We start from the raw sequence: 20,437 nt of genomic DNA, 5'->3' as shown, positions 1-20,437 counted from the left end.
CGCATCGTTCTGCCAAACTTTGGTAGCTTATGCAGCCGCAAACGACAAAAGCGCCTTCTCTCCAAACCCTTCAGGAATCACTGAATTTATCAATTTCCCTTAAATGCCATCAAATTCAAAGGCGTTCTCATAATGGCGTACCGCATAAGATTCGTCCATCGCGAGGATTTCTATGACATCAAATCGACAGGCTCTTTCCATAAATCCATGCTTCTGCATATACAAAAAGGCTGTACGAAAAATACGCCGCTGTTTCGTGCGTCCTACGGCCTGAGCCGGCGTGCCGAATCGCGTCGGATGGCGCGTCTTGACCTCGATGAAGAGCAATGTCCCATCTTCCTCAGCAATGATGTCGATCTCACCCGTCTTCATGCGAAATTGCCGTTCCAATATGCGGCAGCCACGCTTTTCCAGATACAGCGCCGCCGCTTCTTCGCCTCGGTCACCAAGTCTCTTCGTTGTCACCGCGGCAACTCCGGCTTCTGATGGCGTTTGTCTATGCGATAGACATAGGCAAGAACCTCAGCTACTACACGGTAAAGTTCCGGAGGAATCTCTCGGTCGAGTTCCAAGGCCATCAGCATGTTGACAAGCGATTTGTTCTGGTAGACAGGAATCGCGTTTTTCTGTGCCGCTGCGAGGATGTTTTCCGCGACGAAACCACGTCCTTTCGCCACGACTTTCGGAGCTTGCTGTCTTTCCGGCTCATAGCGCAAAGCCACAGCTCTTTGATTGGCAACGTCTCGCTCTTCCAGCGGCAAATCTTTATTTTCCATATTCGTGTCCATCATTCTTTACTACCCGCCATACTGACTTTGAGATCGGTCAGTTCCAATGCCATCGTACGAAATGATTCCTTGAACTCAGGGATATACGACTTGAACTCTTCCACGGCGGACGCCTCCGAGAAAAGCACGCGCATGTTGAGGCTCTTCGCGTCGTACACCTGGCAAGTCAGCTCTACGGCGCCAATATGATCTGTAAGCACGCAGAGCCTGAGCCACGTTTCCTTGTGCATGCTCCCATCCTCGGGCGAATACTTCTCCTCGTTATAGACATTGGCATACGCGGGGTAACTCTGTTTTTCGCCTTCCCCCATATACAATGGCAACATGAAATTCAGCGACCGATGCACATTGCCCTTGCCATCCGTCTGAAAAAGACTGCCGCCTTCCATAGAACGCTTCATCGAAGCGGCAAATTCCGCGACATCCTTACCCGCTCGCTTGAGCTGCTGCTCCTTCATGTCCTTCACCGCCGTCATATCACAGAGCTGCATAAATGCCCAGAGACGCGGAAGATCGCCGAGATTCTTCTGCACAGCAGCCTGATTGACGGCAGCAGGAACATTATTCTGACTGAGGCGCAGGAGAAGCTGCAGCTGCTTCGCTTCCTTGTCCGGCAAGAGTTTTTGCCCGTTGTTGATAAAGTCGCGCAGCAAGGCGGCATCCTTCTCTGTAAGCGGCATATTCTTCAGCATGAATGACGCCGTCTCCTTCAGACTCTGCATGAGCTGAGGCGTATTCTGCATCACGGGCATCTGACGCGCAGAAGCTTTCGCCTCTCCCTGCGTATTGGTCGATGTGTTGGTCGATGGACCGGCAGGATTCCGCCCCTGTTGCAGAGACTTTTCCTGCGCTATATTCTGTTCGGTGCCTTCCTGTCTTGTCGACTGCGGATTCACACTCTGCGCATTCTGACGCGACACCGCTGATTCCGTCGACTTTCCCTCTTGCTGCGCACCACGTAGCATTTGCTCACTCGACTGTCCTTTGCCCTCGGCAACATTTCCCTGTCCGAGGGCTTTTTGCTGCTGTGCTCCGCTTTGCTCCTGAGACGTCTTCGTCTGCCCCTTGCCCTCGGTAGTCTCTGCCTGCCCTGAAACCTTCTGCTGCTGTGTTGTTTCCGAAGCGCCATCCTCAGCGTCTGGCAACAAGTCAGGTTCCATTCCCTCGGCATTCTGCTGCAAAACGGCGCCATTCCGTTGGGGCTGTTGCGTCGCCGCTTTTCTCAACGCCGCCTCCTTCCCAAGTACCGCTTCACCTTCCTTCTGCGCAGCGTTCGTCTCCTCATTGGCGGCTTCTGGCATCTGCCCTGCCGTCTCTTGCCGCACTTCCTTCGCACCGCCTTCACTCATATCGCGCATCGATGGATTCGCACTGGTCTCAGCATCCGCGTCGCCTTCGGGCGTCGTCTGCCCAGACTCCTGCATGATCGTCGACACACTCTCCTCTCCGGGCCGCGGCATGAAATATTGCACAAGGGACTTCAGAAAGTCAAAAGAACTTGTCTCGCTCGCACCCCGCTGCGGCTGCGTCTGTGCCAAGACCGTCAATGCCTGCTGCAAGGCTGCCGGCAAATCCTCCAGTGCCTTAGCGTCAAGCAGTTGGAAGGACAGCTTATTCAAGAGCGCTGGCTCCAAGGAGTTTCCACCCTCCTGCGCCGTCAGAAGCGATTTCAGATTTCGCAGCAACGTCTGCATGCTCTCACTGAAATCGCTGACCTGCACGCCCTTTTCCGCGAGTGCACCCAGCTGTGTGAGCATGCGCGAAAGCGTGCCCAACTGCTCCAAGGAAAAACGCTGGCTCTCCGTCGTACTGCCCAATCCCTCTTCCAAGGTCGCACTTAACGAAAAAGCGCTTTCCATGACATTACGAATCACCTTCTGCAGGTGATCGGGCAGAACCTCCACCGAATCCTCCTGTCCTTGGGAAATCCTCCCGAGGACGGATGACAAATCCGCAATGGAATTTCGTATAGAGACATTCGTCTCCTTTGCAAAAGGGGAGGACGAAGCGCCGTCCCCTCGCCGCGTTACGGCATCTGTCGATCCTGTCGTCTGAGGCCGCTGTATTCGCTGCAAAGACCCCGCAGCATTGGCGGCATTTGCTTCCATTGCCATGAAACGAATCCTCCGTGTAATCTTCTAAGGAACACCTGCTAAAATGAAATCCATCCGTTTGATGCCGGCCTCATCAACGCGTCCTTGCCTCAAGGGTTCACCGCCATCGAAAGAACCGGCTCGAACGATCTTCGATGAATGGGACAAGGCCCATACTTCCGTAAAGCCGCCAAATGCTCCGCCGTCCCATAGCCCTTATGCCTTTTGAAACCATACTGCGGATATTCCTCGTCATATTTCAGCATCAGGCGATCCCTCGTAACTTTGGCCGCGATCGATGCCGCCGCAATCGACGCCGACTTTGCATCCCCGTGGACAATGGGAGAAGACGTCATAGAAAGCTTCAACGGCACGGCATCGAGCAAGACATGCTGCGGCTGCGGCCGCAAGGCGGAAACAGCTTCGTACATCCCCTGCTTCGTCGCTTGATAGATATTCTTTTCGTCGATGATTTTCTCTGAAATGCTCACGATTTCCACAGCGACAGCGCTTTCCATAATGGCAGAAAAAAGTTCCTCGCGCACGGCTGGAGATAATTTCTTCGAATCATTCAAATGCGGCAGAAAAAGACCCAGCGGCAAGATGACTGCGGCGACTACAACGGGTCCCGCCAAAGGGCCACGACCGGCTTCATCGACGCCTGCCACAAGCAGACAGCCCTTCTCACGTGCCAAAAATTCGTAATGGTACAGTGCTTCGACGCGGGCGCGCTCCTGCGCATCTCGCTCCCATCGACGCACCAATCGCTGCACACCTGTGCGGGAATCCGACAGGCACTGCCTCTGCAGCTCCTCAGTCCACTTCCCTGCACGATAAAGGCACTCCAGTTCTCTTATCGTCATTTCTTCCCCATCCATTAACCGCCGTCCACTTCCTCCGATGGTTTCGTCGGGGGCACATCCAAGCTGATCTTGCCGAACTTCCCCATACGGAATTCCGTCAGAAGGATATGCTGCACCTTCTCGAAATCGATGCGTCCGCCCTTCAAAAGGCAGCCACGCCTGCGTCCGATCGCCTCCATCAGTTTCTCCGTAGTCTCTGGAAGCTCCTCCTTGAACTTGAACCGCTCCTGCAAGCGTTCCGGATGATCGCGCCGCAAAGCCGCAAGGAGCAAGTGCGCCACATTCTCCAAATCGTAGATCTCATCGTTGACCGCGCCGGTAAACGCCAACTTAAGTCCAACCGCGCGGTCTTCAAACTTCGGCCAAAGAATCCCCGGCGTATCCAAGAGATCAACGTCCGCTCCGATGCGTATCCACTGCTTCGCGCGCGTGACGCCGGGCTTGTCCGCCGTCTTCGCCTTCGCCGCGCCTGCCAAGCGGTTGATCAGGGACGATTTTCCGACGTTCGGTATGCCGAGGATCATCACACGCGCCTTGCGTGCTGCAACACCTTTCGATACCAACCTTTCCGTACGATGTTTCGCAGCCTTCTCAATGAGCGCCAACAGTTCCCGCATGCCCTTCCCCGTCACAGAATCGAGCGCAACAGCCGGAAGCTTCTGTGCACGAAAATATTCCAGCCAACACTTCGTCATCTTCTCGTCCGCCAGATCCCTCTTGTTGAGCGCCACGACGCGCGGCTTGTCGCCAACGATCTCTCGCAGCATGGGATTCGCGCTCGCCGCTGGAATCCGCGCGTCAAGCAATTCGACAACGACATCTACAAGCTTCAAATTCTCCTCCACCAGTTCCCGTGCTTTCTTCATGTGGCCCGGATACCATTGGATGATGGGTATATCTCTCGCTACATCATTTTTCATCATTATACATATTCCCTTCGACCCTTGATTTTACTGAGTTCTTACATCATGCGCTTAGGTATAAAACAAAGAAATCACGATTTATCGCTATCCATGTCCGTATTTTGGAGTGCAGTCTAATTCGATTTGAGGCCTTTTCTTTACAGCAAATCTTTCCTGATAAGTTTCGTGAGCGTTTCCACGTGACACGAGCTGATACCATAGCTTACATTGGCACATTCTGTTGATTTAATAGTTCTTGGGAACATATCACCCATGTTTTTATATCTTTGTCAGTTCTTGGGAACATATCACTTTTATTAGTATAACAACCCATATTATCCTAAAGCAGAACTGCACTTAACTGTTTTTTTAGAAGTGCTTTTCTATCCTCTATAAACTTTGGATAATTTTCATATGAATACTCCATATCTGGCAGATAATTCACAGTCCTATACTGAATCTTATCTGTATCTGTAGGATGTTGTTCGTTAAACCACTCATCAAAATCAGTAGCAAGCTTCTCTTCATTAAGCTGTGCAGCAAGAAGCTGAAGGTTACTTATATCATTAACCGTTGCAATGTACCAATCTAATTGTTCCTCAGGAACACCCTGCTTTCGGAGATAAGTTTTTGTAAATTTGCTCTTCGGATACATATGATCTTCATGGAATTTATTACTGAAATCTAGTGATGGATATAGCAACATGAGAGTTGAAAGTGTGTCACTCTTTCCATATTTAAGTTTCAAAAGGAACTCCTCAATATCTTCATCCGTAAACTGTATGGATTTATTTGTACCTTTAAACTTGTCGATGATACTGTCTAATGGAAACTCATTTGTTCCGTTTGCTTTTAGAATCTCACGAATTGGTCTAATCACATTATCTGGTTGTCCACTGAATGTCTTCTTTAACAGAGAACGTATAAGCCACTTCTTTATTTTATCTTTATTATTCTTGTTTATCCCTGAATCAACAAAGTTATCCGGCATACCATTAATAAAAAGGTAATATGCAATTGGAATCAGCGCATTATTTGATGTTAGTGTTTCACCTGAATAACCAAATGATGAAACCAAAAGAACCGCCTGTTTAATAGCTTTCTTTATATTATCCCAATTGTTTTCAATTTTAATCATGTTTTGTTTGTTAAAATTGTCCACTTTAAAAGCAATATTCGTAAAATCACTAAGAACCAACGCCGTCTTCAGCACAAAATCTTTATTGATTTTAAATCCTGCTCCTACTGCATTTACATCATCAACAAACTCAATAATTTCTTCTCTCGCATCATGGTTTTCCCACTGTGCAGAAGCTATGGATAGAAGCAAGTCAGAGTAACTTAGAGGTGTCCCTCCACTGTTGACTCTTATAAATATATTTAGAACTTTATCGAGTTCTACCGTCTTCTCTCTATAATAACTAATCGTGCCAACCTTATTAATAATGTTATATAGCTTAGACAGAGCATTGATAGCGAATATTGTCTGTTCTTCAGTATACTTAAACTCCTTTGAAAAGCCTATATTTTTAGTAACAAACATCGCAACGTCACCATCTTGTTTCATATTAAGGATTTCACCGACTTCGAACCAGTATGTATTTTCATCATTTTGCACTTCTTTATTTGTAAGAAATTTAAACTCATACTCGTTACTACTGTCCGTAGAATATGATAGTAAGTTTAAGTATAATTTCCTAGCTGGGTATGCCTCCTGATTTTTCTTTGCCATATATTTAAGTTTATAGGCATAGGTTCCCTTAAGCCCTATATAAATTGAGGTGAGACGTTGCTGTCCATCAAGAACAGCTGTCACGCCATCCAAACCTTTTAAATCGACTTTCTTATTATGTACACCTTTATACTCATGATAATTTCTAATAAATCCATAAAAGTCATAGTCGTTTACATGTTCCTTATTAATCTCCCAGAAAAGGAATGTCCCAATCGGATAGTCCCTCATAAGAGAATCAAACAAAGCTTCAATCTGCTCGGTATCCCAAACATATTCACGCTGAATAGAAGGTAAAACATATTTATTTGCAGTAATGTCCTTCATTACCTCAGCTATTGTTAATGGTGTCTCATATGCCATAATATTATCCTCCTTAGCATTCCTTCCTCTTCACATAGGTTAGCTCAATATCATAACCTAGCTTTTCCATCATCTGTACAAAGGTTTTATTAACAACCCCATCTTTTTTCTTAATGATCTGGTTAACATACTGGCTAGTAGTGCCAATCTCTTCTGCAAGCTGCACCTGCGTCTTTCCGGCTTCAATGCATTTCACTTTTACATCCACTTCAATATTATTCTTTACCATAGAATTCACCTTCCAATAGGATATACAAAATTATCCTTAAAGGGCATCATACTTATCTTGACCAAGTTCTCCATTTTCAAGCTGTACTTTTGCCTGCTTATCTGCCTCTTTTAAGGCATTTAACTTTTCACTGGTTTCAGAAATTTCCTTTTGCAGTAGCTGTTGTTTCTGAGCAAGTAGTTTAGCATTGGAAGGATCAAGTTTTAATAGCCGATTCACATCACGAAGCTGTGACTGCGTATTTTTTATTGTAGAATTTACTCCTTTTAAGGCTTTATCAAGGCCGGTAGTATCTCCACCAATTTCAACGGTAATTCCTTTTATTCTGTTAGCCACTTACATCCCTCCTTTCCTAAAAATGAGCATGAAAAAGACATCTACTTTTTTGTAAATGTCTTAGTTATATATTTTATTCAATCGACAAGCTGGTATTTCACTATTTATGGTACTCTTCAATTTTATTTCTATATTCATTTAGAAGTTCCCTAGAATATATTTTTTTGCTCTTTGAATCTCTGACTTCTTTCCAAAGGATAGCTGCCACTTTTAACTTATCGAAATAATTTTCGCTAAATTTATCCAAAAAAAAGTCTTTTAGGAACTGATTCCATTGACAAGCTGAATTATCGTACTTAGCATATTCTGATTCTCCATAATATACTTTCAGCATATCTTGAATTTTAAAATTTAAATCATTTTCTGATTTTACTTTTCTCCATGCCGTTGCCATATCAGCATTAAACTTAAATGGACTAACACCCGTTACAGCTGAAAAATACTCTCGAAATTTTTTATTAAAAGAAAAACTACACTCAAGTAATGGTGTACTTAACGTTACAACTTCCGTTTGATTTTTGTTTACAAATCTCTGAGACTTCTCTATTCTATTCCCATTAAAATATTGTTCTATAATATGATTCAGTTCTTGCTTTGTACTTCTATATTCTAATCCAAGAGACTTGCAAATTTTTGAAAGTTCTTCTCGATACCAATAGTATCTGCTAAATTCCTCAAATGATTTTATGTCTCTGAAATTGGGTCTAAGCTCCTTCAAGTGATCACCTCACCAAATTCAATTTTATTTCTATCTATTATCCTATTATTCTATTATACCAAAATTTCTCAAAGCCTTAAATTAAAACTTATCAAACTCAGCTTGACCTGCCACCTTACTATATTTGGTAAATTTCCAAAGTAAATCTCACATAATAGGTCACTGACGGGATTTACTCTGAGAAGAATTTATGGCTGAATTTAGTGTGAGAAATCTCTCTACACAAAGGAGGCTGTCATCATGAAGCAAGCAGACAACAACAAGAAGAACAAGCACCTTACTGCACAAGACCGCCAGGAAATCATGAACGGGCTCGACAAGCGATTGTCCTTCAAGGCGATCGCCCTGCTCGTTCAGAAAGATCCTACCACCATATCTTACGAAGTGAAGCAACATCGCAAAGAGCACCGCAATGCGTTCGTGCAAACGGACGAACTCTGCCCCTTGCTCGACAAGACGCCCTTCGTCTGCAACGCCTGCCCCAAGCGCCGTTCCGCTAACTGCCGCTTCCTCCGCCTTCTCTATGTCGCTCCGCAGGCACATGCCGAATACGAAGCGCTCCTGCACGATGCACGCGAAGGCATTCCGTTGAACCGTGCGTCTTTTTACAAGCAGGATCGCATCATTTCCTCTTGCATTGAGAAGGGGCCGCACATTTATTATCGTCGCTTCTCACCCAGAGCTCAATGTGTCTCTCAGCATGGTTTATCGGCATTTTTCCAAGGGATATTATTCGGCTTCCAAGATTCACCTTCCACGCGCCGTAAAGTTCAAGCCTCGCAAAAAGAAGTGGGCGGATGTCGTTCCTTCCGCCATAAAGAAGGAACGCACCTATGCGGATTTCCTCGCTCATATGGAACGGGAAGGGCTTAGCGCACATACGCAGCTTGATACCGTTATCGGAGTTTCGGGCGGCAAAGTCATCCTCACCGTCCACTTCACTGCGTTCAATTTCATGTTCGGGCTTCTGCTCGAAAACAAGACGGCTGTGCAGGCTGCCTTGAAGTTCCAAGAGGTCAAACGAACTTTGACTGCAGGCGGTTTTTCTTTTCCTGTCCTTATGCCCGTGATGCTTACGGACAACGGTGGAGAGTTCTCCGATGTTTTCGCCTTTGAGAACAATCTTGAGGGAGAAAAGGAGGCCTGCCTTTTTTTTCTGCGATCCCATGCAGTCTTGCCAAAAGGCGCAAATTGAGAAGAATCACACACTTTTTCGCGATATTGTGCCGAAGGGGTCTTCTTTCGACCATTTCACACAGGATACCGTCAATTTGATTTTTTCTCACATCAATGGCGTCCGTCGCAACATTTACAGCGGCAAGTCTCCCTATGAGATGTTTACGTTCGCTTTTTCCGAGGAACTGGCTGCTCTTTTGGGTATCTCGTATGTTGCGCCGGAAGATGTCGTGCAGTCTCCTAGGCTTCTAAAGGGCTGATCTTGCGCTGCACATCTTTCTCATAGTAAATCCCGCTAGGGTGGAACTTACTCTGAAAAGCCTCGCTTTTCGGAGTGCGAAGCATGTCCATTTTTCCAGATGATCCCTTATGGTTCGGTCGCTTTTAAGACGATATTGTGCTCAGGTCATCCATTGCATACAAATTCTGATGCTTCTCGCACTTACTCCTATCGGCTTTCTTAGACTAAATCCCACAGACTTACATCAGCGGAAGTTACTTTGCGAATTTACGGTTCGTTTTCGTGGTGGTATAAGTTCCCTTCTCACACATTCTCCAGAACCTCGAAAAACAGTAGTTCCTTTGTTACGCCAAGGACAAAAGCAGTTCTCTTGTTACAAATACTGAAAAACCAGTAGTGGCAACTGTTGGCAAAGGGCATAAATAAGGGACTCCGGCGACGCTACCAGCAATATTCTCGGAATCCCTTGATTTCAAGCCTTTTCCCTGCTTTTACTTCTGATCTCTTGACATCAATACCACGCACTCGACATGCGATGTTTGCGGAAACATATCGACCGGCTGTATTTCCTTCGCCATATATCCCAGTGTCGCCAAGAATGCCATGTCCCTTGCCAGAGTTGCGGGATTGCAAGACACATAAACGATTCGATCAGGATGCATAGCGGCGAAGGTTTTCAAAACGGTTTCCGTACAGCCAGCGCGCGGCGGGTCGACGACGATGACATTGGGATGAACGTTTTCGTGATAGAGGTGCGGCATGAGCTTTGTGGCGTCACCGACGAGGAACACCGTATTTTTTATGCGATTGTCACGCGCATTTTTCTTCGCATCATCGATCGCGGGCTTGACGATCTCGATGCCATAAACACGATGCGCCTTTTGTGCGAGGAAGAGCGTGATCGTACCTGTGCCGCAGTAGGCGTCGATGACGGTTTCCATTCCATTGAGGTCTGCATATTCGAGAGCCTTCTCATAAAGAACGGCGGCCTGCTCCGTATTGACTTGGAAAAACGACCGTGCGGAGATGGAGAAGTGCAGTTTGCCGATGCGGTCAGGGATCGTCGGCTTGCCCCAGAGGAGTTTTGTCTCGCGCCCCAATATGACATTATTGCGGTACGTCTGAATATTTTGCTGCACGCTCCTGAGGTTTGGCACGCGCTCCTTAAGAAACCGTATGATTTCTTTCGCCTTAGGCAAATCCCTCGTCGCTGTGACGAGCACGACCATCGCTTCGCCGTTTTCCCCAATACGGCCGACGACGTGGCGCAGGACACCTGTGTGACGATCTTCATCATAGATGGGAATACGCAAACGATCGACGACCTCGCGCATGACGTTGACAATGGTGTTGTTACCTTCCTTTTGAATCCGACAGTCCCTCGTATCGATAATATCATGCGAGCCTTTGGCAAAGCAGCCGATGACCGTCTTCCCCCGCTTCCTTCCTACGGGAAACTGCATCTTGTTGCGATAGAACCACGGCTCTTTCGCACCTAAAACGGGCAGCACCTCGATGCCGGAAAGCCTTCCGATGCGCTCGACGGCATCGACGACCTGCTGACGCTTCCAGTGCAACTGCCCCTCATACGACAGGTGCTGAAGCTGACAGCCACCGCAAAAGTCATAAATCGGACAGGCGGGGGAAATGCGCTGAGGACTTTTCTCCAAGATTTCCACGAGTTTTCCGCGCGCATACGTTTTCTTAACCTCGTCGATACGCACGAGCACGCGCTCGCCAGGCAAAGCGCCGAGCACAAATACAGTGAAATCGGCAGCACGCCCCACACCCTCGCCACTCGCGCCAAGGGTCTTGATTGTGATTTCATATTTTTCGCCCTGTTGCACGGGAATTTCTTTTCTCATTGTTTCTCTTTCCTTCAATCGTCTGGCAACTATTCAAAACTCCACTTTTTCCAAGAGTTCCAACGGCGCTTTGAGCAAGACCTTCGCGCCGCTTTTCACAAGTTCCTCTTCGGGACGGAATCCCCAGAGGACACCGACAGGCAAAAATCCCGCGTGCACAGCGGTTTCCATGTCAACCGAGGTGTCGCCCAAATAAGCCACCTCATCGGGCTTCACGCCAAGGTGTGAAGCGATTTCCAATGGGGTCGCAGGATTGGGCTTCTTCGGAAAACCCGGGCGATCACCGAGCACTTCTTCAAAGGTACCAGGTGCAAAAAGAATCTTCACGATGGTCAACGCCGCATCATTATGCTTGTTCGTGCAGACTCCCAAAGGAATGCCACGACTCTTCAGTTCTTCCAGAAGTTCCCGTACGCCATTGTAGGGACGCGTTTTTTCCAGAAGATGCTCCTTGTAGATCGCCTTATATTTCGCGAGCGCTTCCTCAACAAATTCGGCGGACGCCGCCTTATCCCTCGGCAAGGTACGCTCCATGAGCTTTTTCGAGCCATTACCGACGAAATAACGGTACTTTTCCACCTCATGTGTCGGAAAGCCGTAACTTTCCAGCATGAGATTCACGCTGTCCGAAAGATCAGCCAAGGAATCAACAAGGGTACCGTCTAAATCAAAGATCACAGCTTTATATTGCATAGGAATCACCTTTCTGCTATCGTCCAACTATTGTTCTTTTTTTATTCGCGAAAAGCTTCTTTTTCCCTGCATGAATACACGGTTGATCGAAAACACACGTCAAAGTCCATCGCACTGCTTTTAAAAGCGAAGTGCGATTCAAAGATTTTCAAAAATATGAACTTTTTTCCTATAAATAATAGACGAATAGGGGGATTTCATGTATAATGACATCGTATAGTAAAGGAAGCTCTGATAAACGAAGTCCGTCAGATCGGTGAAGATTTGTCGATGCAGAGCGGGCAGAAAAGATGCATCAAGATGACTGTACTAAATTTATCAGCGATTCCCAAAAACGCTACAAAGGAGTTGGGAAGAATCATGAACTCCGTTTTGGAATGGCTTGATGAATTCTGTGAAAAAACCGAACTTTCTGCAGCTTTTTTGAAAAAAATCGTCGATACAGAAGAATCTGACGAAGGCATCTGCTCGCTCTTTCAGTATATAGGCGATATCTTTGCATTGCATCGCATCATGATCATCGAACCCTTGGATGAGCGCTCTACGCCCGCCTACACTTGGAGTTCAAATGATATGGAACCATACAAGCAGCCTGAGGATGGCCTCGTGCGCGCTGCTGTCGCCTTGACGTATGATCAATTGATGAACGGCAAGTGCATTCTCTATAAGGATACACAGGCGATTGCTGCCAAACACCCTCTTGCCAGCCAGTGTTTCACCTCGCTCGGTCTTTACTCCCTATCCGCTGTCCCCCTCTTCAAGGATGGCGAGCCATCAGGCGTCATCATCTCCGATGTTCCTGATTGGGAAAAAGTTCGTGATCTCACAGCAGCGTTGTACCTTGTCGGGCGCTTTGCAATGCGCATCATCCGCATGAGGGATCTCTTGCGCAGCACGGGCGGCGTTGCTGCAGAAATCGATGCCGATGCCGACAAGGGAGCTCTCTCCACCTTCCTTCGAGAGAATCGCTTCGACTTCCCAAGTTTCCTCGATTCCATTGAACTCGCCGACCAATACATCTACTTCGGCGACATGCAATCGAACCTATTCTACATCAACGACCAGATGCGCGAAACTTTTGCTTTCAAGAGCAACGTTGTCAAGGACTTTCTCAAGAAATGGGAAAGTCGAATCCATCGCCCCAACGATCTCGCCACATACAGGGCAGACATTGCCGACATCATCGAAAGCAAGCGCGATACCCATGATCTGCGCTACCGTGTGAGCGATCATAAAGGAAACGAGTTCTGGATTCGTTGTTGCGGCATCCTCAAATGGGATTCGACACGCGAGAATCCCCTATTCTTTTCCGGCAGCATCTCGCGCCTCGCACTCGATTTTGTCGTCGATCCTATCACAGGATTTGCACGCGAGAACGGTGCGGAAATCAAATTGCAGGAACTGCAAAAGGAATATCCTTCCCTTTCCTTCATCGGCTTCCGCTTGAACAACTTCCGCGAAATCAACGAGATGCACGGCCGAAGCCATTCCGATGCACTTCTCAAAGACATCGCAGCCGGACTCACGAACCGCTTCCGCGACGGTCTTCTGATCTACCGCCTCGACGGTCTGCGCTTCCTCGCAATCCTTTCGCCCAATATCACTGAAGATCCGAGGACGATACTCGAATTCATCAGTCTGACGGTGAGGAATCTCTATGCCATCTACGGTCTTGCTGTACAAACGCCCTCTTCTCTCGCCTTGATGGAGGGCATACCGAGCGATACAGCATGTGATGAGATCATCGCCAACATGCTGAGCCTCTTGGATCTCGCAAAAGAATCCCCCGATGAGCCTTATGTTCTTTTCTCCTCAAAGAATCTCGAAACGCGCAAAAACCTCAGCCGTTTCCTGCTCGCCATCAATGAGGATGTCGAGCATGGTTGCGCCAACTTCCGCACGGTCATCCAGCCGACGGTCACCACCGACGATTTCGGCATCGTCAGCGGCGAACTTCTGTGCCGCTGGTCCCACGAGGGCACGAACATCTCACCCGCCGTATTCATCCCCATCTTGGAGCGCACTCAACAAATCCGCGCTGTCGGACGCTGGATCTTCGAACAGGCAGTCATCCATGCCAAGCGTATACGCCGTACGAACCCTAACTTTTCCCTAAACTTCAACGTCAGTTATCATCAAGTGCTGGACCCCGACTTCCTGCCCTTCATGCGTCAGACCCTTGCCCGTCACAAAATGGATGGCAAGAATCTCGTTGCAGAACTCACGGAAACGAACTACAACGAAAGCCCCGCCACTTTACAGACCTTCATTGAAGCGTGCCGCGACCTCGGCATTCGTCTCGCGCTCGACGACTTTGGCACGGGATATTCCTCCTTGGAACTTCTCTTGAAACACCCGTCCGACATCGTAAAGCTCGATCGCAGCTTGATGAAAGAAATGGCCTATTCCAAAAACAGCAGCGACTTTATATCGAGCATCGTCTACTCTTGTCATAAGTTCGGCAAGAAGGTCTGTGTCGAAGGCGTCGAGACAGATCAGGAACTTCAGACCGTTCTCGAGGCGGGCTGCGACTACATCCAAGGCTTCTACTTCCACCGGCCGATGGAGATTTCTGATTTCTTTGCCCTGTTGGAAAAGAAAAAGAAGTAGAATTCCCATGGATGAACAGAAGACAATCCTACGCACATCGATCACCGAAGCCGACGTGCAAACACGAAAAGAGGACGCCTGCGGTACGAATGCCGCAGGCGTCCTCTTCTTTATTTCAACGGCTCTGCCGCTTTTTCTCTGGTGGAGACGAGGAGAATCGAACTCCTGTCCGAAAGCATTGTTTCATCGGCTTCTCCGAGCGCAGTCTGTGTTTTTATTTAAGAATCCAGACGCCCGCAGACAGGCTTCCGTCATCCGATTCCGCAAAAAATTCCCTTTTGAGCCTGCGAAAATCAACTCTCAGGTATCCCGCAGTTGTCCTCTTATCCGCTCAGGCGGGAGCCAAGCGGACAGAGGCTGGCGTCAAGCTGCCAGAGCGTAGTCTTCGTTTGCTTTTATGTTTAAATAAAAGTTTCACCTTGCTGACGGGATGGTGAACCCCCGGCTCGCTGCCCATGCACCATCTACCCTCGTCGAAACCTTTACGTCCCCGTTGGCATGCACATGAAGCGCTCGCTGAAAAGACTCTCAAAAGCCCGTTCAGCTTGGATGTATAGTATACTGCCTTTGAAGAAATTTTGCAACAAGTATTTTTGCATGGCTCACATCGTCATGATCGGATCGACGTCGATGAGCACATCGTTCCTCTGATCCAGTCCCTCGCCGCGCAGGAACTCCCTCACGGCGGCGAGATCCGCCGTCTTGATGAGAAGCACAAAGCGATGGATGCCGCGAAACTGGGCGATCAAGGCGGGTGCAGGACCGATGATCTGCTGCCCTTCCCTGCCTGCGAAGGCAGCGAGGAAGTTTTCCTGAATGCGGCACGCTTCCTGACGCGCCGCCTCCTCTTCCCCATGCTGCACGATGAGTTTGACAAGGCGGCTGAACGGCGGGTAAAAGAGCTGCTCGCGTATGGCAATCTCCTCGCGATAAAAGGCCTCGTAGTCCTGCTTGAGTGCCGCCTGCACCGCATAGTGCTCGGGGCTGTAGCACTGCACGACGACTTGTCCCGCAGCCTCGCCCCTGCCTGCGCGGCCCGCCGTCTGCGTGATGAGCATGAAGCAGCGCTCCGCCGCGCGAAAGTCGGGCATGTTGAGACTCGCATCGGCACTGAGGATGCCGACCGCCGTGACGCCCGGGATGTCATGCCCCTTGGCGACCATCTGCGTACCGAGCAGGATGTCGTACCTCTTCTCGCGAAACGCCGTGAGAATTTCTTGGTGCGCGAGCTTTCGCGCCGTCGTATCCCTGTCCATGCGCACGACGCGTGCTGTCGGCACGAGCGCCTTGAGTTCCGCTTCCAGCTTTTCCGTGCCCGAGCCAAAGTATTTGATGTAGGGACTCGAACATTCGGGGCACAGGAGCGGCACGGCCTGCTCGATGTCACAGTGATGGCACAGGAGCCTGCCGCTGCGATGATAGACGAGCGGCAGCGAGCAGGAAGGACATTTGACGACGGCGCCGCACGAGCGGCACATGACGAAGGTCGAGAAGCCGCGGCGGTTCAGCATGAGGATCATCTGCTCCTTCTTCGCCATCGTTTCCTCAATGAGCTGACGCAGAGGCACGGAGATGATCGTGCGATTGCCGCGATGCAGTTCTTCGCGCATGTCTACACATTCGACATGCGCGAGCGGTCTCGCACCGATGCGCTCTGGCATCGAAAGCAGCGTAAACTCGCCGCAGCGCGCACGGTACGAAGTTTCAAGAGACGGCGTGGCGCTGCCCAAAAGCAGTACGGCGCGATGCAGCTTCGCCATGACCTCGGCGATGGGACGAGCATGGTAGCGCGGCGCCTCATCCTGCTTATAGGACATATCCTGCTCCTCGTCGAGGATGATGAGTCCGACGTTCTCGATGGGTGTGAATAGTGCCGAGCGTGCACCGATGACAATGCCCGCCTCCCCGCGCCGCACGCGGAAGATCGCGTCGTTTCGCTCGGCAAGGGAAAGCTGGCTGTGCATGACGACGATGTCCTCGGGAAAAGATCCCTTAAAGGCGAGGATGATCTGGCTCGTCAGGGCGATTTCAGGAACGAGCACGATAACCCTGCGCCCTTCCCTGCGCGCGGCCGCCGCCGTCTCGATATAGACCTGAGTCTTGCCACTTCCTGTCACGCCCTGCAAGAGGAAGCCGCGATGCTCGCGCCGCCCGATGTAAGGAAGCACGGCATCGACCGCCGCTCTCTGCTCCGCCGTCAGGTCGACCATCGCCCCGACGCCTGTCATATCTCCGTAACTGTCGCGCAGAACGCGCCGCTTCTCGCTCTTCACATCGCCCGCTTCGAGTACCGCGCGAAGGACAGCGGCGGAAAATCCTGCCTCGCGCAGGGCAGCATCCGCCTTTTCTCCCTCTGCAGCAAGGAGCTCCAACAGACGCTTCTGTGCACGCCGCCTTCGATAGCGTGAGAGCACAGCCTCATCGAGCGGACGCGCGAGCGACAGGATATTCTCATAACGCGCCTTGTCGCGCTGCTGCGCCCGATAGAGCTTTCGCACCTGCTTTTGCTGCACGAGCTTCTCCAGGAGAACAGGCATCTCTGCGGCAAGCGCAGGAAGCGCCTTGCGAAGTACGGAAAGCCGCATGACGCCATTTTCACGGAGGCAACGGAAAACCTGCTGCGCCGCGCCCGTCAAAGACGGCTCTTCCCCCTCTTTTGCCTCATACTCGACCTCGATCTTCAAGCCGCTCTTGCCCGGCATGAAGAGCCGCATCGCCTCAGCGGGCGAGCACAGGTAGAAGTCCGCGATTCGACGTGCCGTTTCCAGCATCTCGGACGTAAACCAGGCCTCTTCGTCGACAACGGCGATGATCGGCTTCAGCTCGTAGCCCGTCCTCTCCCCTTCGTCATCCCAGAGGGCGACGACGAAGCCCTCGACCCTACGCCCGCCGAAAGGCACAAATACGCGCCAGCCCGCCGCAAGGAAAGACATCTCGTCGGGCACGGCATAGCTGTACGCCTTCGCTATGCTCTTCACGGGAATATTGACAAAGACTTCCGCCCTTCGCAAAATGCTCTCCTCCTACAAGAAAAAAGGCTTCCAGCGCGAATCTTTCGCGCCGAAAGCCTACCTTTCCGATGCTCTGCCGCCATCATGCTGCAAAAACAGCAAACGCTTCTCAATCCATGATGAAGATCTCGATGGTCTTGCGGCCGAACTGAATCGCTTCTTCTGCCGTCTCAAAGGCGATGTCGATCGTATTGCCGCGAATCGCCGAACCGATGTCCTCAGCCACCGCTTCGCCGTATCCCGGAATAAAGACGCGCGTGCCCATCGGTATGACCGCAGGATCGACAGCGATCACACCCTTTCTCACCAAGGTTCCGCTTGCCGTATGACTTGAAAGGCCTGGATCGAAGCGGCTGTACGCCGACGCCGACACAAGCAGCGAACGACCGCCGCCGCGGCTCACAGGAGTCTCGATGACAGGCGGCTCCTCACCGCCCGAGAGCGCCCTGTACGTCATCTGTCCGCAGATGCCGTCGGCATCCAAGCCGCTCTCCTGCTGGAACTTCGTGATGGCAGTCACCGTCTTCTTGCCGCATACGCCGTCATCTTCTCCATCCGCAAGATAGCCGCGCCCGATCAGCAGCTTCTGCACGGCACGAACGCTGTCGCCCCGCATGCCTTCCTTGACAAGAAAACCGCTGGCAAAGGCTGCAGCACTCGACAAGAGCAGGCAAATGCAAAGGATGGACGAAAAAATCACCATTTTTCTCAATAGACGCCACCTCACAGAAAAGCTGATTTTCCTACGAGGACTATTATAGCAAAAAAACGATACTCCGTCAAAGCTTTCCTTTAGCCCCGACTAATCTTTCTCACAATTCTCTTCTTGCGCCATAAGATTCGCCAAATAGTCTTTCTCCCGCTCCGTCAGCTGCACGCCTTCCAAAAGCTCTGGTCGCCTTTCGCGCGTGATGCGCAGCGATTCTCTGCGACGCCAGGCGCGAATCTTCGCATGATCGCCAGACAGAAGCACCTCGGGCACTTCCATTCCCTCGAAGATGCGCGGCCTTGTGTACTGCGGAAACTCCAAGAGGCCATCGTAGAAAGAATCCGTCGGCGCAGACTCTTCCGAGCCGAGGACGCCCGGGATCATGCGCGCCACGGCGTCGACGACGACCATCGCGGGCAGTTCGCCGCCCGTCAGCACGAAATCGCCGATGGAGATCGCCTCATCTGCCAGATGCGCATGGATGCGTGCGTCGAATCCCTCGTAATGCCCCGAGAGGAAGATCAGCTGCTCCTCTTTCGCCAGTTCCTTCGCCTTCGCCTGGGTGAATGTCGCGCCGCTCGGGCACAGGAGCACGATGCGCCGGCTCTTCGCCGCGCTGTTCGCCACGATCGAGCGCACGGCGCGAAACATCGGTTCAGGCTTCAAGACCATCCCGCTGCCGCCGCCGAAAGGCGAATCATCAACCTGCTTGTGCTTATCAAAGGCGAAGTCCCGCAGCTGCGTCAGACGTATGTCGAGCAGCCCCTTCTCCCTCGCGCGCTTGATGATGCTCTCACCGAACACCGCTTCAAACATCGCAGGAAATAGCGTCACGATGTCAATCCGCACGGTCGTCCAACTCTTCCTGTAAGTCGACGCGCAAAAAGCCTCCAGCGATGTCGATCTCGCGCACGACCTTCTTCAGTGCCGGCACGAGCAATTCCGCGCCGTCGGGTTTCTTCACCACATAGACGTCATTGCTGCCCGTCTTGAGGACGTTCGTGACCTCCCCGAGCCTTTCCCTTGCCATATCGAGCACCGCGAGTCCGATGATGTCGAACGTGTAGAACTCGCCCTCAGCGAGCGGCGCGGCATCTTCCCGCGCGACGCGCAGAAGCTCACTCGTCAATTTTGCCGCCGCCTCGCGCGACGTGCATTCGGCGAGCGTCAGCAGCACGAACTGGCGATGGTAGTGAACGTGCTCGACGTGGAAAACGCGCTCGCCGATGAAGACCTCACGCAGGGACTCGAAGCGCTCGGGAAAATCCGTCAGCGGTATCACGCGCACTTCGCCCCGAAGGCCGTGCGGCGCACCTGCCTTGCCTATGACGACGCGCCCGTCAGCCACGGATCGCAACGACCTTGTCGTCCTCGACGAGGACTTCGACGTTCATAAGCTCGCGCATGTTCGAGCCGACCTTCAGCTCCGCCGTGCGCTCCAGCGTGCCCTGCACGATTTCAGCACCGATGGCGAGCTTCTTCGTCTCTTCGAGCTTCGCTTGTGCCTGCTCCTTGAAATCCATGCGCTTTTGACGCTCGATGGCGAAGTGCTGACGCGCCGCCTGCGCACGCTGGATGTCCTGCTGCGCCGCCTCAGAGACGATGCGCTTTTCCTCGATGCCCATCTGCTGCAATTCGAGATCGACCTTCTGCAGACTGTCTTCCAGCTCGTCAATGATGCGCTTCTTGAGCTTTTCCGTCAGCTTTGCCTTGACCGTGCAAGGAACCTTCACCTGAATGCTGTCCATATTCTCTCTCCTTCATCGAGCGCATGGATGCGAGGCAACACCGTCACCTCATCCGTGCGCCTAAAGAAATAGCGGCAAGAACCCCCGAAGGGAATGCTGCCGCGTAGTTCACTAATTGATGTCGACCTTGACTTTTTTGTTCTCGCGGGTACCGGCGGCCTTGGCAACCGTGCGGATCGCCTTCGCAATCCTGCCCTGCTTGCCGATCACCTTTCCCATATCATCCGAAGCGACATGAAGCTCGATCAATGTCATGCGGTCTTCCTGCTTTTCGTCGACAACGACGTCTTCGGGATGATCGACCAACGCCTTGGCGATGATTTCAACGACTTCCTTCATGCTGATCCTCTTTTCTCAAGA

Annotated in this window: 18 protein-coding genes, 1 other RNA gene and 1 pseudogene; 2 read left to right on the top strand and 18 right to left on the bottom strand. The window is 50.8% G+C overall.

All coding sequences use genetic code 11. The features are described from left to right. Positions 1 to 99 precede the first annotated feature (99 nt). From RWS31_RS01800 to RWS31_RS01760, 9 genes are all read right to left on the bottom strand, one after another. A complete protein-coding gene (locus tag RWS31_RS01800; RefSeq protein ID WP_313972528.1) occupies positions 100 to 465 on the bottom strand; it encodes a YraN family protein in 366 nt (121 codons plus the stop codon). Further along, a complete protein-coding gene (locus tag RWS31_RS01795) occupies positions 462 to 791 on the bottom strand; it encodes an EscU/YscU/HrcU family type III secretion system export apparatus switch protein (RefSeq protein WP_009646424.1) in 330 nt (109 codons plus the stop codon). The genes RWS31_RS01800 and RWS31_RS01795 overlap by 4 nt, the downstream gene beginning before the upstream one ends. Then, complete coding sequence (locus tag RWS31_RS01790) at positions 788 to 2,902, bottom strand: hypothetical protein (RefSeq protein ID WP_314595597.1); 2,115 nt, start codon at positions 2,900 to 2,902, stop codon at positions 788 to 790. The genes RWS31_RS01795 and RWS31_RS01790 overlap by 4 nt, the downstream gene beginning before the upstream one ends. 89 nt (positions 2,903 to 2,991) lie before the next feature. Next, positions 2,992 to 3,759, bottom strand: coding sequence for a ribonuclease HII (locus tag RWS31_RS01785; RefSeq protein ID WP_399553720.1), 768 nt, complete (start codon positions 3,757 to 3,759; stop codon positions 2,992 to 2,994). Further along, positions 3,759 to 4,664, bottom strand: a complete 906-nt coding sequence (ylqF, locus tag RWS31_RS01780; protein ID WP_399553726.1) for a ribosome biogenesis GTPase YlqF — start codon at positions 4,662 to 4,664, stop codon at positions 3,759 to 3,761. The genes RWS31_RS01785 and ylqF overlap by 1 nt, the downstream gene beginning before the upstream one ends. A 322-nt stretch (positions 4,665 to 4,986) precedes the next feature. Further along, positions 4,987 to 6,741 carry a DUF262 domain-containing protein gene (locus RWS31_RS01775; protein WP_314595591.1) on the bottom strand — a complete coding sequence of 585 codons (1,755 nt, stop codon included), beginning with the start codon at positions 6,739 to 6,741 and terminating at the stop codon, positions 4,987 to 4,989. A gap of 13 nt (positions 6,742 to 6,754) precedes the next feature. Then, positions 6,755 to 6,970: a helix-turn-helix transcriptional regulator gene (locus RWS31_RS01770; RefSeq protein WP_009646506.1), complete on the bottom strand. Its 216-nt coding sequence runs from the start codon at positions 6,968 to 6,970 to the stop codon at positions 6,755 to 6,757. A 36-nt stretch (positions 6,971 to 7,006) separates the two neighbouring features. Next, positions 7,007 to 7,306 (bottom strand): hypothetical protein, encoded by a 300-nt coding sequence (locus RWS31_RS01765; protein WP_009646491.1) that lies wholly within the window; start codon positions 7,304 to 7,306, stop codon positions 7,007 to 7,009. 100 nt (positions 7,307 to 7,406) lie between these two features. After that, positions 7,407 to 8,024 carry an SAP domain-containing protein gene (locus RWS31_RS01760; protein ID WP_009646355.1) on the bottom strand — a complete coding sequence of 206 codons (618 nt, stop codon included), beginning with the start codon at positions 8,022 to 8,024 and terminating at the stop codon, positions 7,407 to 7,409. A gap of 240 nt (positions 8,025 to 8,264) precedes the next feature. Between RWS31_RS01760 and RWS31_RS11015 the strand changes: the two are divergent. Then, positions 8,265 to 9,460 (top strand): annotated as a pseudogene (locus RWS31_RS11015) (transposase). A 472-nt stretch (positions 9,461 to 9,932) separates the two neighbouring features. Here the strand turns inward: RWS31_RS11015 and rlmD are convergent. Beyond that, positions 9,933 to 11,306, bottom strand: a complete 1,374-nt coding sequence (gene rlmD, locus RWS31_RS01745; protein ID WP_314595585.1) for a 23S rRNA (uracil(1939)-C(5))-methyltransferase RlmD — start codon at positions 11,304 to 11,306, stop codon at positions 9,933 to 9,935. Positions 11,307 to 11,339: 33 nt separating this feature from the next. Continuing rightward, a complete protein-coding gene (locus tag RWS31_RS01740; protein WP_314595583.1) occupies positions 11,340 to 11,999 on the bottom strand; it encodes an HAD family hydrolase in 660 nt (219 codons plus the stop codon). Positions 12,000 to 12,572: 573 nt separating this feature from the next. Here RWS31_RS01740 and RWS31_RS01735 point away from each other — a divergent pair. Then, the gene (locus tag RWS31_RS01735; RefSeq protein ID WP_314595582.1) at positions 12,573 to 14,609 is read left to right on the top strand and encodes a bifunctional diguanylate cyclase/phosphodiesterase; all 2,037 of its coding nucleotides are present in this window, start codon (positions 12,573 to 12,575) and stop codon (positions 14,607 to 14,609) included. Positions 14,610 to 14,748: 139 nt separating this feature from the next. Here the strand turns inward: RWS31_RS01735 and ssrA are convergent. From ssrA to RWS31_RS01700, 7 genes are all read right to left on the bottom strand, one after another. Next, positions 14,749 to 15,101: a transfer-messenger RNA gene (gene ssrA, locus RWS31_RS01730) on the bottom strand. Positions 15,102 to 15,211: 110 nt separating this feature from the next. Further along, positions 15,212 to 17,620 (bottom strand): primosomal protein N', encoded by a 2,409-nt coding sequence (priA, locus tag RWS31_RS01725; RefSeq protein WP_314595580.1) that lies wholly within the window; start codon positions 17,618 to 17,620, stop codon positions 15,212 to 15,214. A 109-nt stretch (positions 17,621 to 17,729) separates the two neighbouring features. Next, positions 17,730 to 18,332: a 3D domain-containing protein gene (locus tag RWS31_RS01720; RefSeq protein WP_399553719.1), complete on the bottom strand. Its 603-nt coding sequence runs from the start codon at positions 18,330 to 18,332 to the stop codon at positions 17,730 to 17,732. 90 nt (positions 18,333 to 18,422) lie between these two features. Continuing rightward, on the bottom strand, positions 18,423 to 19,178 hold the full coding sequence (gene trmD / locus RWS31_RS01715) for a tRNA (guanosine(37)-N1)-methyltransferase TrmD (RefSeq protein WP_314595578.1): 756 nt from the start codon (positions 19,176 to 19,178) through the stop codon (positions 18,423 to 18,425). Next, a complete protein-coding gene (rimM, locus tag RWS31_RS01710) occupies positions 19,168 to 19,677 on the bottom strand; it encodes a ribosome maturation factor RimM (protein ID WP_314595698.1) in 510 nt (169 codons plus the stop codon). The genes trmD and rimM overlap by 11 nt, the downstream gene beginning before the upstream one ends. Further along, positions 19,670 to 20,077 carry a YlqD family protein gene (locus RWS31_RS01705; protein ID WP_009646489.1) on the bottom strand — a complete coding sequence of 136 codons (408 nt, stop codon included), beginning with the start codon at positions 20,075 to 20,077 and terminating at the stop codon, positions 19,670 to 19,672. Before RWS31_RS01705 ends, rimM begins: the two co-directional genes overlap by 8 nt. Positions 20,078 to 20,188: 111 nt before the next feature. After that, a complete protein-coding gene (locus RWS31_RS01700) occupies positions 20,189 to 20,416 on the bottom strand; it encodes a KH domain-containing protein (protein ID WP_006191831.1) in 228 nt (75 codons plus the stop codon). Positions 20,417 to 20,437: the final 21 nt, after the last annotated feature.

This window comes from uncultured Selenomonas sp. (assembly GCF_963528755.1).
GTDB lineage: Bacteria > Bacillota > Negativicutes > Selenomonadales > Selenomonadaceae > Selenomonas.
The sequence above is the reverse complement of the archived record's forward strand: the minus strand, read 5'-3'. Positions and strand labels throughout refer to the sequence as shown.

Coding starts and splice junctions, on each gene's coding strand:
- RWS31_RS01700 (WP_006191831.1), bottom strand. CDS start 20,416: ATGAAGGAAGTCGTTGAAATCATCGCCAAGGCGTTGGTCGATCATCCC.
- RWS31_RS01790 (WP_314595597.1), bottom strand. CDS start 2,902: ATGGCAATGGAAGCAAATGCCGCCAATGCTGCGGGGTCTTTGCAGCGA.
- ylqF (WP_399553726.1), bottom strand. CDS start 4,664: ATGAAAAATGATGTAGCGAGAGATATACCCATCATCCAATGGTATCCG.
- RWS31_RS01795 (WP_009646424.1), bottom strand. CDS start 791: ATGATGGACACGAATATGGAAAATAAAGATTTGCCGCTGGAAGAGCGA.
- RWS31_RS01735 (WP_314595582.1), top strand. CDS start 12,573: ATGGAACCATACAAGCAGCCTGAGGATGGCCTCGTGCGCGCTGCTGTC.
- rlmD (WP_314595585.1), bottom strand. CDS start 11,306: ATGAGAAAAGAAATTCCCGTGCAACAGGGCGAAAAATATGAAATCACA.
- RWS31_RS01775 (WP_314595591.1), bottom strand. CDS start 6,741: ATGGCATATGAGACACCATTAACAATAGCTGAGGTAATGAAGGACATT.
- RWS31_RS01705 (WP_009646489.1), bottom strand. CDS start 20,077: ATGGACAGCATTCAGGTGAAGGTTCCTTGCACGGTCAAGGCAAAGCTG.
- RWS31_RS01785 (WP_399553720.1), bottom strand. CDS start 3,759: ATGGATGGGGAAGAAATGACGATAAGAGAACTGGAGTGCCTTTATCGT.
- RWS31_RS01770 (WP_009646506.1), bottom strand. CDS start 6,970: ATGGTAAAGAATAATATTGAAGTGGATGTAAAAGTGAAATGCATTGAA.
- RWS31_RS01740 (WP_314595583.1), bottom strand. CDS start 11,999: ATGCAATATAAAGCTGTGATCTTTGATTTAGACGGTACCCTTGTTGAT.